This is a genomic window from Pararobbsia alpina (assembly GCF_965118125.1).
Lineage (GTDB): Bacteria > Pseudomonadota > Gammaproteobacteria > Burkholderiales > Burkholderiaceae > Pararobbsia > Pararobbsia alpina_A.
Genome location: NZ_OZ221289.1, coordinates 188,025 through 201,874, shown reverse-complemented (window position 1 = coordinate 201,874; position 13,850 = coordinate 188,025). Strand labels below are relative to the sequence as shown.

The following is a 13,850-nucleotide window of genomic DNA, read 5'->3' as shown; positions in this document are numbered from 1 at the left end:
ACCGCGAGTGAACAATGATGAAGCGAGCATGCACTGCGCCTCCATCCGAGGCCTCATGCTTCGTGTCGCACCACAGTCGAATGCCTACTCGCTAGTTTAAGTAGGTTGCTGTGTCCGGACTTTCAGCGGGCTATTCCACCCCGTGCGTCCGTCTGACAAATGCGGGTGGGATCGCCCTTGCCAAACTAACGCGCCTGCCGTGATGCGTAGCTTGCGATGGCCGCATCTTAAGACGTGACACACGGCAGTCCGGCGCGTGCCAATTTAAGCCAATACCGTTGACACATGTTCGACAAAGGCTCTGACCTTTGCCGCGTGCTTGCGCTCCGGCGGACTCACGAGGTGAATAGGCGATTGGGGCGAATCCCAGTATGGCATCAGCCGCACAACTTCTCCGCTCGCCAACTCGTTCTCAAATAGCCAGGTGGGCGCGTAGCCAATACCCATTCCTGTCACTACCGCCAGGCGTAGCACCTCACTGCTGTTGGTCTGGATATGCCCCTCGACACGAACAGTGCGAGTAGTTCCCCGCGCGGCTGACGCGCCAGCCCCTGCCGTAAATGACCACGAATTGCTGTTGGACATTCCTGTGTAGACGATGCATTCGTGCGCAAGCAGGTCTTCCGGATCAACGGGAGTGTGAGTCCTTGGCGAAAGCGCACGCGCATAATCGCTGTGCGCCAAAAGGATGAGCTGAGAAGCGCCAACGCGCCGGGCAACTAGCGTGCTGTCGTCGAGCGCACCAATGCGGACCGTGACATCAATTCCCTGGTCCACCAGGTCGATAAAGCTGTCGTGCAGCCGCAGGTCGACTCTGACATCGGGGTGGGCGGCCATAAACGACCTCACCAATGGCATCAGCTTCAAACGACCAAAGCCCACCGGGGCGGCCACTCGGATCCAGCCGCGCAACTGCCCCTCACCACTCTTCAGGGCCGATTCGGCCTCGGCAATTTCCGCCACTAGCCTGCGCGCCTGCACGAAGTAGCGCTCCCCCTCTTCGGTCAGTGCAAGCGAACGCGTTGTTCTAACCAATAAGTTGGCCCCCAGCGCCCTTTCTAGCGCCGCCACCTGCTTGCTGACAGCGCTCTGGGTGGCGTGCAGCTCGTTCGCCGCAGCCGAAAAGCTCCTCGACTCGACCACTCTTACGAAGGTTTGCATCGCCGATAGCTTGTCCATGTGTGCCACATATATTCCATTAACTACTAAATGTTAATTCCAAACCCCCTCTATATCAATCGGGAGGAATCAGTCACAGTGCGTTATCGCATCTCAACCATCGAAAGGAATTCACCGTGACCACCATCAACGTTCCCACCCGCCAAGAAGTAAGCTCAGTCAACCAAGCGATCTTTGACAATCTCGAAAAGCGCTTCGGTGTGGTGCCCAACCTCTTCGCCACCATGGCGCATTCGGGAAATGCCCTGGCCAGCTATATGGCATTGCAAAGCGCCAAAAGCACGATATCGGGCAAGGCACGAGAAGTGGTCAACCTCGTTGTGAGTCAAGTGAACGAGTGCGAGTACTGCCTCGCAGCTCACACCATGGTGGGCAAAATGAGCGGGTTCTCCGACGAGCAAATCATCGAAATTCGCCGCGGCCGTGCCAGCTTCGACAGTAAGCTCGATGCCCTCGCCCGTCTGGCCCAGGGCATCGCGCAAAGCCGTGGCCACGTCGATCCGGCCGCGGTCGAAGCGTTCTTCGCTGCGAACTGGACCAAGGAAAATCTGGTGGACACGATCGTCGCCATTGGTGACAAGACCGTTACGAATTACCTACATTCCACCACACGAATTCCGGTGGATTTTCCTGCGGCCCCGGTATTGGAATGATCTGGCTAGCCCTGAGAGACATACCAATCAACTCCTTTTGCTACCTTCTCTCCATGGGCAAGCATCAGCGCAGGAACCACGTTTTCATGACGCCCTGACCCGCAACGGTGGCCAGCCAGACGGAGTGCCTGGAGCGTAACGTAGCCCGCGACTTCTCCGATAAACGTGTGATTTCTGCAATGCACGCCGGCCGCATCTAGAGCCGAGTGATCGTCAGTTCGATCAAACCGGTTCGACGACTGACAACCGGCTTATCTTGTGCAGGGTGAGTATCGGAGATTGTCATTGGAGTGTTTCTCCAGGACCTTTTCGAGACGCCCCTGCGTCGAGTCGGGACCGGCCCCGACTCGGATCTTTCTTGGGTTGCGAAGGCGCTGCGTTTTCCGATCTATCCAACGACGAGTCGGCCGCGGCCCATCGAAAAAAGTCCCATCGCCTGACTTGGGTGTCCGCTTCGTGCGCCAAACGGGACATCTCAACGTCTCGCCGGCGACGCAAACCAACGACGCTTTCTGGCCGATTCTGTTGAAAACCTTCGCACTAACCTGCTTGGTGAGGTCTTGCAGGGTCCTCTTGCCCCTAAACGATACTCACGAGCGGCTTGTGAGGGGATCTGAAAGGTCGATCGGACGACAGTTCGTCCAGGCTCGCGGAACGACTGCGCTGATTACTGGACTGATTGCGAGCATCGTTCCCTCGCAGCTCAGCGATGAGCGCCTACGCGAAATCCGCGCTCGCGGTCACACCTCCGTCGTCACGTTTTCGTCCCCTGACGACTCGTAATGAATCTGGGATTGCTTCGAACGCCGACGGCATGTCACGTCGCGCCCCGTGGCGCGTGGCGCGCGGCGCGACGACCTCTCAAAACACCCGCTGCCCCAAGAATCAGCGACCCTGAGCGAGGCGACGACACTCGAGCGGCGCCCACTTTTTCGCACCGGACGGCCCGCAACTCGCGCGCGGCCAAATGGGACTTAACAACAGTGCGTCTTAAATCCGCCTCGGCGCTAACCAAGCGTACTGGCCGGTGTGCTCCTCTTCCCCGGCAGATTGCATCCTCTAGTCACAAGGGCCCCGAAGTGCGCGGAGACATCGCTTGCGAGCATGACCCCACGCTCGCAAGCAGTGGAATCAACCACGAAGATTTCGCTCGAACAATTCGAGGTAGTTCTGCACGAGCGTCGTGTCGTTCTCCTCAATGTCCTTGACCATCTGGTCTTCGATCGTGCGAACGACCTCCATGCCCAGCCGCAGCACGCGACGCCCGTCGTCCGTTAGCCGCAGAACGACGATGCGCCCGTGGTTGGGATCCGGTTCGCGTGTGATCCAGTTCCTCTCAGTCATTACGCTCATGACTTCGTTGGCCGACTGCGGCGTGATAAAGGATCGTTCCGCGAGTTGCGCGTTCGATGCTTCGCCGCGCGCGTCGAGCACGGATAGAGCAGTAAATTGGGCGAGAGTGAGCCCCACAGGAGTGAGTGCCTCGGTCATCCTACGACGGAGGACGCGATCCAGGCTTCCAACCAAGTAGGCTAGGCGTGGCCGCGCCCGTGTCCTGCTCGGCGAAACACGGGTGGATTTCGTTGTAGATGGGGCTTTTTTTGCTGGCGCTTTGGTCGGCATCGCAACGCTAAAGTAGGCTTGGAGAGTCCCCGATATTATTGCGCATCGGTGCGAAGGGCCCGTGCGAGGATCACTTGGGCATCGGATTGACTACGATCGTACAAGGCATCGACGATCGCCGCACGGTGTTTCAGCACCGCCGATTGATTGATCGAGCCTTTGTCCGTAATCTCGCCGCGATCGAGCGACGGCGGTACCTCTAGCAATCGCATGCGCGCAATGGTGTTTGCGCTACCCGTTGCCTGCTCGTTCAATCGTGCAAGCAAGGTCGTGAAGAACTCGCGCACCGCCGGCGCTTCGACGACTTCGTGACTGCTCCGGTCAGGCGGCAAACCAGCCAGCTTTCGAATCTCGTCGAACCTGGCAAAGACCAATGCGCCTACTTCGTCACGATTCATCCCAGTGATGACGGCGTCCTGAACATACGGCGCACCTTCCGAAACAATTCGGGCACGCATGGGCCCAACGCTGACGAATGTCCCCGAACTCAGCTTGAAATCCTCAGCAATGCGGCCATCAAACATGAGCCCTAGCTCTGGTCGATTTGGATCGACGAACTTGAGCGCGTCACCGCTGCGGTAGTAACCTTCTTCGTCGAAGCTTTGCTCTCTCTGACTGCTTTCCATGCCCCAGTATCCGGCCATGACATGCGGGCCTCGGAACCGAGCTTCCAGCTTGCCATCCACTGGAACCAGCTTGACGTCACAGCCAGGAGCCGGAACACCGACGTATCCCGCTCGCATAATCCAGCCCGTCGTGAACAAGCACGACGGCGATGTCTCCGTCATGCCAAGCCCCGCCATGATCCGGATGCGCTCGCCGCAGTAACGGGCAGTTACCCGTTCGAGCCTGTCCCATGCAGCCTGAGAAAGCCCCGCACCCGCGAAGAAATACACCTTAACTCGAGAGAAAAAGGTCTCGCGCAGCAGCGCGTCGGTTTCGAGCCCAGCAGCCAGCTCTTCCCACCCCCTCGGCACGTTGAAAAAAATCGTCGGCGCGATCTCATGCAGATTGCGTAGCGTTTCCTCGAACTTTCCAGGAACAGGTCTTCCGTCGTCGATGTACAGCGTTCCACCGTTATACAGTGCGATACCGACGTTGTGACTGCCACCGAATGTGTGATTCCACGGAAGCCAGTCCACCAGAATCGGTGGTTCGTCGGCGAACGCGGGGAAGGTCTCGAGTAGCATCTGCTGGTTGCTACACAGCATGCGATGCGTTGTCGGCACGGCCTTCGGCAGCTTGGTCGACCCCGATGTGAACAGGAACTTCGCGATAGTGTCTGGTCCGACAGCACGCTGCGCCTTGTCGACGCTTGCAGGCGGCGTCGAGATCAACTGTGCGAACGATGACGATGGTCGCTTGCACGAACCCGTCGCGCACACGATTTCCACGTCTTCCGGCACCACTGCATCGATAGCAGCTGCGAACGCATCTCCGTCAGCCGCAAAGATGAGCCCAGGTTTGAGGAGTTCCAACGTATGACGCAGCTTGCCATAGTCGCTCGACACTAGCGAGTATGCCGGCGAAATCGGGGCGTATGGCACGCCAGCCCACATCGCGCCGAGCGCAAGCTGTAGATGTTCAAGGTCATTGCCCGACAGAATTGCGACCGGCCGGTCAACCGAAAGCTTGCGATCGATCAACGCCTGCCCAATCGCCCGTGCCCGGTCCAGCATCTGCGCGTAGCTGATGCTATTCCAAGCGCCGCTTCCATCCCGTCGTGCGACGAGCCAGCGCTCAGGATGCGCTTTCGCGCCGGTCACGAGTCTGTCTGTGAATCGCTCCGGATACGCCCCGAGCGACTCTCGCGTGCGGATATACCAGGAATCGCCATTCTGACGAACGACGATGCTTGGGCGCCCGATGCGCACCTCGCGATGCGGCAAGTCCGCCAGGTTCGGCTCATCTACGCCTTTCTCTCGAGTTGGCCCGAATTTCACTATTTGTCTCCGCCAAATGTCTCTAGCATCGTCCCGAGCGTTGTATGACGCCAGATACGATATCTGCCTTCACACGTTTGCCTTCGGATGGCTTATCGCTGCACGTCGAATCAGATGGGATAGCGGCGCTTGCCGGTCTGAACAGTGATCCAGCGCAGATCGGTGAATTCTGCAATGGATGCGTTGCTGCCAAAGCGGCCATATCCACTTCCTTTCAAGCCACCAAAGGGCATCTGTGCTTCGTCATGCACCGTCGGGCCGTTGATATGGCAGATGCCGGATTCAACTCGTTTTGCAACATTCAACGCACGCGCGATGTCACGGCTAAAGACGGCCGCCGACAGACCGAACTCGCTGTCGTTTGCCGCAGCCACCGCTTCGTCGTCGCTGTCTACGCGCTGCACGGTAACTACCGGTCCAAACGATTCCTCCGAGTAAAGCTTCATCTTCCGCGTAATTTCGTCCACGATAGTAGGCTGCATGATTGCGCCGTCGATTGCTCCGCCCGCCCTTATATTCGCGCCGTGGCCGCGGGCGTCCTCGACGAGCGCCGCAATGCGCTGCGCGGCTCTCATATCAACGAGCGCTCCGAGCTTTGCGCCCGCACGGGTCGGTGCCATCGCAACGAGCGTGCGCGCTTTGCCTTCAAGCCTTTCCACCAATTCATCGGCGACGCCTCGATGCACGATGATGCGCTCTGTCGACATGCAGATTTGTCCTTGATTGAAAAATGCGCCGAACGCGATGGCCTCGACCGCGGCATCGAGATCCGCGTCGTCAAGCACAAGCGCGGGTGCCTTGCCGCCAAGTTCCAGCAGTGCGGGCTTCAGGTGCCTTGCCGCATGCATGGCGATAATGCGCCCGACATGCGTTGATCCCGTGAAGTTCACACGCCGCACCGCGCGATGAGCGATCAACCGTTCCACGATGGCCGCTGCGTCTTCGGGCACATTCGTGACGACGTTGACGACGCCGTCTCCGAGCCCCGCCTGCTGAAGCACGGTGCCGATCATGCGGTGCACAGCCGGACAAGCTTCTGATGCCTTAAGCACGACGGTGTTACCGCAGGCGAGCGGCATAGCGATAGCGCGGGTGCCGAGAATCACGGGCGCGTTCCACGGAGCAATACCGAGCACAACGCCGCATGGCTGACGCACCGCGAGTGCTAGATTGTCGGGCGTGTCCGTGGGAATTACGCTACCGTCGATCTGCGTGGTCATCGCTGCCGCTTCGCGCAGCATGTTCGCGGCAAGGTGAACATTGAAGCCGTACCAGTTCGGCGTCGCGCCCGTCTCCGGAATTCCCGCAGCGACGAAATCGCCGGTACGCGCATCCATGATGTCGGCAGCCTTGAGTAGGCGCGCACGCCTCTCCGAGGGTGTCAGCGCAGACCAGCCAGGAAACGCGCGGGCGGCCGCTTCGACGGCCGCGTCGGCGTCTTCGAGCGTTGCCGCCGGCGCACGCGAGGCCACAACACCCGCCACAGGATCGAGGCGGTCGAATGTCGCCCCATTGGACGCGGCGCGATCCTGCCCGCCGATCAGCATGCTGACTTCGTTCACGGTGCAGTCTCCTAAACCGCGCTTATTGGTCGGTACGCTTGTAGGCTTGCAGACCCGGCTTGATCGACTTCTCGTCGAGGAACTGTCTCAGGCCTTGTGCACGGCCCTGCTCGGGATCGCGCAGCTGTGCCTGATCGAGCTTCGCGTAGAGGTAATCTTCGTTCTGGTCCCAAGTCAGCTCGCGCGAACGCTTGAAGCCGTGTTTGGCTGCACGCAGAACCACGGGATTTTTTTCCAGCAGCTTCGCCGCGAGCTCTATCACTTCATCACGCAGTTGCGCGCGCGGCACGCTCTTGTTGACGAGACCCATTGCAGCGGCTTCGGGACCGGTGAACGTGTCGCCTGTCATGATGTAATGCAACGCCTGACGATGACCAACGGTATCAGCCATCGCCTTGCTCACGAGATTGCCCGGCGGAATGCCCCAGTTGATTTCGGACAGGCCAAAGACCGCTTCGTCCGCCGCGATGGCAAGATCGCATGCAACGAGGGGCGAGAAGCCACCACCGAAACACCATCCGTTCACCATTGCGATAGTCGGTTTCGCGTACATGCGCAAGAGTTTCCATTGCCACTGGCAGGCGTCGCGGCGAATTTTCTCCTGAAGAATTTCCGGACCTGCATCGACTTCGCGGAAGTACTCTTTCAGGTCCATACCGGCAGTCCACGCGTCGCCTGCTCCGGTCAGCACGAGCACGCGCGCATCCGCATCCAGTTCGAGCGTCTCGAGGACCTGAATCATCTCGCTGTTGAGCGTCGGGCTCATTGCATTGCGCTTCTCCGGACGATTAAACATCACCCATGCGATGCCCGATTCGACTCGCACATCAACAGTTTTCCAGCGAACTTCATAGCTTGCCATGCCTTTTCTCCAGCGCCTGGCGACGCAAAGTGTGAGTGTGTCTCCCGAGTGCGGCGACTGCACGAATACAATCACTTGCATATCAGGTAGCCTGACACTCATTCTAGTATCAAGCCACCTGATAAAACAAGCGATGCGAACTGGGTACAAACCCTTGGCGGAAGTGCTTTGCCAATGGGGTCGCCCCGGACGCAGCAGGTCGGGTATTCACCGAACTCGTTTTACTTGTCTTAATCAGGTTGCCTGATATTAAATACGCCAATCCAGCCGAACGGACGGCACATTTTATTGTCGTGCCAACTTTCAGGAAGCCTGGTTACCAGTCGAATGTATTCGATTGACTAACCGACATGAGAACCACCAGAACGGTATTGCCAGGAGACGGCATGAACACACGGTCTGTCGTGAACACTGGGGCGCTTGCCACCCTTAGCCTTTGTTTCGCCATCGCGTTGCTGGAAGGCCTCGACTTGCAGTCGGTCGGCGTAGCCGCGCCGCGCATGGCGCGCGAGTTCGGCCTGTCCGTCACGCAGATGGGACTTGCATTTAGCGCTGGAACTCTCGGGCTTCTGCCCGGCGCACTCTTCGGCGGCCGACTGGCGGACCGGATCGGCCGCAAGCGTGTATTGGCTTTTTCGGTTGTCATTTTCGGGTTGCTGTCGATCGCGACGGCCCTCGTCACCAGTTTTGACGCTCTCGTTGCCGTTCGAGTGCTCACGGGATTCGGCCTCGGCGGCGCATTGCCGAACCTCATCGCACTATCTTCCGAAGCCGTGTCACCCAGAGTGCGCAATACGGCGGTGAGCGTGATGTATTGCGGCGTTCCATTCGGCGGCGTGATCGCCTCGGTCATCGGCATAGTGAGTGCGGGCGATCTCGAGTGGCGGCACATTTTCTATGTCGGCGGTGCGGGGCCGCTGGTGTTCGTGCCGCTGCTCTTCGCGTTCCTGCCCGAGTCAAAGGCCTTCAGTCGCGCCACGCACGGCGAGAGGGGCGAGCCCGCCTCCCTCTTTCGGGTGCTGTTCAGTGACGGCCGCGCGCTTTCGACAGCGCAAATCTGGATCAGCTACTTCTGCACGCTGATCGTCCTGTACTTCCTGCTCAACTGGTTACCCTCCCTCATGGCCGCGCGCGGTCTTGGACGCGCAGACGTCGGCATCGTGCAAATCTTCTTCAACATCGGCGGCGGCCTCGGCGCGCTCTTCATCGGCCTGCTGATGGACCGTTTGCGCGGCGCCGTCGTCGTTTCTGGCATGTACGCCGGCATCATCGCATCGCTCGCCGCGCTCTCCACCACACCGGGATTTATGGCACTCACTGCATCTGCGTTTTTTGCGGGGATGTTTGTGATCGGCGGGCAGTCGGTCTTGTACGCGCTTTCCGCCGCCTTTTACCCGACTTCGATGCGCGGCACTGGCGTCGGCGCAGCGGTCGCCGTGGGACGAATGGGCTCGGTGGTGGGCCCACTCGCCGCGGGACAGTTGCTTGCGATGGGACGCAGCGCATCCGTTGTTATCGGCGCGAGCATTCCAGTCACGCTGATTGCGGCAGCAGCTGCGCTGATGTTGATCCGCCGCCCACGCGTGAACGACTGAAGCCAGGGCAGCCAAAGTCCGTGCCCATCCTTACCTTCTGGGGGTAACACACCCACCGCACAGCTGTCACCGACCTCGGCAATCCCCGTCTCGACGAGGCGCTTACGCGAAGGGGAGCGGGCCTTGGAAGCGTCCGACGTAACACAAATGAGAGACCGCCGGCTGATTTCGACCTGTCCAGCGGTGAAGCATATATGCGGGTGGTTCGAGAAAAGAGGCGGGCTGAGCGTGCGCTTCGACCCGCAGCGCGATTTGTGTGGCCGTACTCGGGCAGGTGATGACAGGAACGCTACCGAGACGCGTCTGCATTGAGCGATGGACATGTCCTGCAAGAATACGATCTACGTTGTTATGGCGCGAGAGCACCGTTGCGAATGCATCCGCGTTTCGCAACCCATAGATGTCCAGATATGGGATGCCCGTCATGAACGGAGGGTGATGCATGACGATGACCACCGCCTGACCGCGGTGCTCGGCAAGTTCAGTGTCGAGCCAAGCCAGGGATTCGACATCCAATTCGCCGTGATGGAGTCCGGGAACTGAAGTGTCCAACGCCACGAGGCGTACGTCACCCACATCAAGCGCGAAAGAAAGCGGGCCCGTGGTAGGCAGCCACTCGTGGTCCGGGAATGCAGTCCGTAGTCTGTCGCGGTTGTCGTGATTGCCGGGTATGACCACGAAAGGTCGACTTATCCCGGCAAGCAATTCACGTAGCTTTCGATATTCGTCTTCGGTCCCTTCGTCAGTAAGGTCACCAGAGATGACGATCAGGTCAGGTTCGGGTCGAACGCGGTTCAGCGAATTGACGGCCGCCAAAAACATCGCGTTTGAGTCCACGGCGTCTTCATATAGGACACCATGAGGCCGGACATGAATATCTGAAAGTTGTGCGATGCACGTCACTCGGCGCTCCCTGGGCTTTGACAGATCCACATACATGGATCACAACGATTTTAGACCGAACAAAATTCGTCTATCGATGGCCTGGCTGCGCCGGCACGCCGACTCAAAAAACGTAGGTTCTGCGAGTTTAACGACCCCACTAGAATCGCCTGCGCCTTCGATTCCCGAGTGTCCCCGGGTTCGATTGAGACTTTCGAGTTGGAGGCGACGCTCAGTACCGGACGAGCCATTCTGCTAAAGGGTCGACAGACATGGCCGGAAGTGAAGCGTCGCAAGCGTCCTTGTTGTAAGGATTTTTGTCTCGCGGCCCGAACGTACGAGGCCGACTCCATTGCGAGTCTTCGACACTACGCTTTTTCTGAGCGAGGCCAATCCGTGTACGATGTTTTTGGGAGTTGCCTCAGGATACTGGACTCCTATCAGTTAGCAGATTTTGGCGCATTTCAAGGAAGTTGTTTGCAATGGATGATCTCAATGATTTGGCCTTGTTCTCCGCCGTCGTTGCCCATGGCAGTTTCTCCCAGGCAGCACACGCGTTGGGCGTCACCAAATCCCTCATCAGCCGTCGAGTCGAGGCCCTCGAGCGGCAACTCGGTGTCCGTCTGTTGCAGCGATCGACGCGCGCCGTCGCGGTCACGGAGATCGGGCATGCCATGGTGCAGCATTGCGAATCCATGCTGGAGGCGTCGCGCGCGGCCTACGATGTTGCCAAGCACGCACGCAGTCGGCCCGCCGGTCGCCTGCGCATCAGCTGTCCGACCGCTGTGGGAGGATTCTTTCTCGCTCCCCTACTGCCGCTATTCATGCGGCAATATCCCGATGTCAAGATGGAATTCGATTTGACAAATCGCCAAGTGGACGTGATTCGTGAGGGCTACGACATTGCCTTTCGGGTGCGGTCGACCGTGGCCGATTCATCATTCATCATCCGAGACTTCGGGGCGAGCGAACAGGTGCTGGTCGCAAGCCCTGCATTCATAGATGAACACGGGCCTTTTGACACGCTTGACTCCTTCGCGGACATCCGCGCGGTCGGCAAGCTCACTGGCGGCCAGGGCACGGGAACGTGGCGGATGATCCAACCGGACAACGAAAGAGTCGACATCCTTTATCAGCCAATCTTCGAAACTGATGATGTTTTTCTGCTGATGCGGATCGCCATGACCGGGATCGCCGCGACCCAGGTTCCGTTCAGCGTATGCGAAAGCGCGCTCGATAGTGGCGAGCTTTGCCTGCTTGCGCCAGCATATCAGTTGCACGCTCCGCGCTTGTTCGCAGTCCTGCCGTCACGCCTGCACATGGCGGCCTCCGCGAGGGCGTTTCTTAACTTTCTGAGTATCTACCTAATCGAGAGACATCCCGGGCGAGCAAAAAGCTGCGCGAACTTCGTCAGCACTCCAATGGATCGCACTGATTCGGAGCGCATCGCAGCGTCACAATTAGACGGGATCGAGGGTGGCCAGATCGAAACGGCATGCGTGCCCGAAACTGGAAGCTCTGCCAGGCCGCGTCCTGCCCCTTAAGCGACGCGCGCTTTCGCGACCCATTCGTCAGGGCGGTCTTCGTAGCGACACGCCCGGCGAACTCGGTTTTCGTCGCGGCAACTTGCACAACAGTTCCGCTTCCGCTGGCGCCATGCTCGCCATCCAAGTGTTCGTCGACGCAAAAGATCGCCACCGCTTCGCGAAGGCTTCGCGCCTGCTCCGACATCGCCTGCGCGGCTGCGGAGGCTTGTTCGACCAACGCCGCGTTTTGTTGCGTAACCTCGTCCATCTGCGCCACGGCAATATTGACTTGATCGATGCCTGTGCTCTGCTCGCTCGAGGCAGACGCGACCTCTCCCATGATGTCGGTAACACGTTTAATGGAGCGAACCACCTCGCTCATCGTGACACCGGCCTCCTGAACCGAACTTACGCCCGCGTTCACGTGGTCCACCGAACGGACGATCAGTTCCTTGATCTCCTTGGCGGCAGTACCGCTTCGCTGGGCAAGCATACACACCTCGGAAGCGACGACTGCGAAGCCTCGTCCTTGTTCACCGGCGCGTGCAGCTTCGACGGCCGCGTTGAGCGCAAGAATGTTGGTCTGAAAGGCAATGCCCTCGATCACTGAGATGATCTCCGAGACGCGCGTAGAACTGGCCGAGATATCGCCCATCGTCGACACCACCTTTTGCACGACGTCACCGCCGGAAGCCGCGCTTTGCGACGCGTTCAAGGCCAATGCATTGCCCTGGCGCGCGTTTTCGCTGTTCTGTCGAACCGTGGAAGTCAGTTGCTCCATGCTTGCCGCGGTTTCTTCGAGCGATGCAGCCTGTTCCTCCGTGCGTTGTGAGAGATCGACGTTTCCCTGCGCGATTTCGCCGGCCGCCGTCGCAATGGACTCGGAGGCTGCCTTGATGCCCGCAACGATCACGCTCAGCCGCTGGCGCATCAGTTCGAGCGAGGCCATCAAACTGCTTGTGTCGCCCTCCTTGATCTTGATTCCCTGCAACAAATCGCCCTGCGCAATCTGGCGGGCCATGTCCTGCGCGTCGGCCGGCTCGCCACCCAACTGTCGGAGAACGCTGCGCGCTATCAGTAGCGCCGCGCAAATCCCAATACTCAGCGCCAGAGTGACCGCGATCCACGTAGCCAGCCGCAAGCGCGAGTAAATCGCAATCGCCTCCGCCGCAGCCTGATCATTCAGGCTGCTTTCGAATTCGCTGAGCTCGTCGAGTCGGGTGGTCCATATTTGCCTCGGTCGCGCACCCTGATCGTTGATTACCCTGATCGCGGCAGCCATATCGTTGGCCCGCACCAACGAGATCACGTTCGCCCACACGGGCAGCACTGCGGCCTCGTCCCGCTCGGTTTGGGAAAACAGCGTATGCTCGCGCTCAGTCGCTTCGGTTTCCCGAAACAAACGGCCCAACTTCTCATGCGCGTCGCGATAGATGGCGGCCTCCTGGTCGACGAGTGAAATCTGCCGCGAAACCTGGGCGGCATCCGTCAGCAACGGAATATTTCGAATGACCAGCGCGCGATTGAGGACGGAGAATTTCATCTCGTTCGCTAGATTCAACTCGGCATTATTGACTTGGACGATATTGCTCAGCCTAACGTTCAGCTCGCTTCCAGCATAAAAACCAAGTGCGGAAAAAAGGCAAAGCAAACTCAAAACCAGCCCAAACCCAATGCCCAGGCGGGATGAAACTTTCATTTTTCCCATGTCACTTCCAAAATTAAATTCGGTCAATCAATCACGAACAAATCCATGCGTTCTTTTTCTACAAAATTCTGTCAGGCGGCGGTCTCGGGACGGCTACCGTCCATCGGCATCACATTCTGAATAGCCAACCTTTCCAGGAACGTCGGCGTCATATACTCGGCAGTGGCGCATGGAACGGTCGTGGCAGATGCTATCGATCGCGTCTTCTGTGAGGCAGACGGCCGGGCGCATGCTTTGAGTCGACGGCAGTCGGGCCGAGACGACGCGAATTACGGGTTGCGAATCGACGACCTCGCGTTCACGCGACTGGAGCCGAG

The 13,850-nt window shown here is 59.0% G+C and carries 9 protein-coding genes and 1 pseudogene; 3 read left to right on the top strand and 7 right to left on the bottom strand.

The window, feature by feature from the left end; all coding sequences use genetic code 11:
* Positions 1 to 264: 264 nt before the first annotated feature.
* Positions 265 to 1,179 (bottom strand): LysR family transcriptional regulator, encoded by a 915-nt coding sequence (locus tag ACMFWR_RS31665; RefSeq protein ID WP_413197735.1) that lies wholly within the window; start codon positions 1,177 to 1,179, stop codon positions 265 to 267.
* A 116-nt stretch (positions 1,180 to 1,295) separates the two neighbouring features.
* Here ACMFWR_RS31665 and ACMFWR_RS31660 point away from each other — a divergent pair, with 116 nt between their 5' ends.
* Positions 1,296 to 1,832, top strand: a complete 537-nt coding sequence (locus ACMFWR_RS31660; protein WP_413197734.1) for a carboxymuconolactone decarboxylase family protein — start codon at positions 1,296 to 1,298, stop codon at positions 1,830 to 1,832.
* A gap of 1,131 nt (positions 1,833 to 2,963) precedes the next feature.
* Here the strand turns inward: ACMFWR_RS31660 and ACMFWR_RS31655 are convergent.
* From ACMFWR_RS31655 to ACMFWR_RS31640, 4 genes are all read right to left on the bottom strand, one after another.
* Entirely contained in the window at positions 2,964 to 3,455 is a 492-nt protein-coding gene (locus ACMFWR_RS31655; RefSeq protein ID WP_413197733.1) for a MarR family winged helix-turn-helix transcriptional regulator, read from the bottom strand.
* A gap of 35 nt (positions 3,456 to 3,490) precedes the next feature.
* Entirely contained in the window at positions 3,491 to 5,398 is a 1,908-nt protein-coding gene (locus ACMFWR_RS31650; RefSeq protein ID WP_413197732.1) for a feruloyl-CoA synthase, read from the bottom strand.
* Between the two features lie 110 nt (positions 5,399 to 5,508).
* Positions 5,509 to 6,960, bottom strand: coding sequence for an aldehyde dehydrogenase (locus tag ACMFWR_RS31645; RefSeq protein ID WP_413197731.1), 1,452 nt, complete (start codon positions 6,958 to 6,960; stop codon positions 5,509 to 5,511).
* A gap of 22 nt (positions 6,961 to 6,982) precedes the next feature.
* Positions 6,983 to 7,822 (bottom strand): p-hydroxycinnamoyl CoA hydratase/lyase, encoded by an 840-nt coding sequence (locus tag ACMFWR_RS31640; RefSeq protein ID WP_413197765.1) that lies wholly within the window; start codon positions 7,820 to 7,822, stop codon positions 6,983 to 6,985.
* Between the two features lie 386 nt (positions 7,823 to 8,208).
* On the opposite strand from ACMFWR_RS31640, the gene mhpT reads away from it, so the two are divergent.
* On the top strand, positions 8,209 to 9,417 hold the full coding sequence (gene mhpT / locus ACMFWR_RS31635; RefSeq protein WP_413197764.1) for a 3-(3-hydroxy-phenyl)propionate transporter MhpT: 1,209 nt from the start codon (positions 8,209 to 8,211) through the stop codon (positions 9,415 to 9,417).
* A 102-nt stretch (positions 9,418 to 9,519) separates the two neighbouring features.
* On the opposite strand, the gene ACMFWR_RS31630 is transcribed toward mhpT, so the two are convergent.
* Positions 9,520 to 10,356: a phosphodiesterase gene (locus tag ACMFWR_RS31630; RefSeq protein ID WP_413197730.1), complete on the bottom strand. Its 837-nt coding sequence runs from the start codon at positions 10,354 to 10,356 to the stop codon at positions 9,520 to 9,522.
* A gap of 425 nt (positions 10,357 to 10,781) precedes the next feature.
* Here ACMFWR_RS31630 and ACMFWR_RS31625 point away from each other — a divergent pair.
* Positions 10,782 to 11,642 (top strand): annotated as a pseudogene (locus tag ACMFWR_RS31625) (LysR substrate-binding domain-containing protein); the annotation flags it as partial.
* Between the two features lie 67 nt (positions 11,643 to 11,709).
* Here the strand turns inward: ACMFWR_RS31625 and ACMFWR_RS31620 are convergent.
* Positions 11,710 to 13,533 carry a methyl-accepting chemotaxis protein gene (locus ACMFWR_RS31620; RefSeq protein ID WP_413197729.1) on the bottom strand — a complete coding sequence of 608 codons (1,824 nt, stop codon included), beginning with the start codon at positions 13,531 to 13,533 and terminating at the stop codon, positions 11,710 to 11,712.
* Positions 13,534 to 13,850 lie beyond the last annotated feature (317 nt).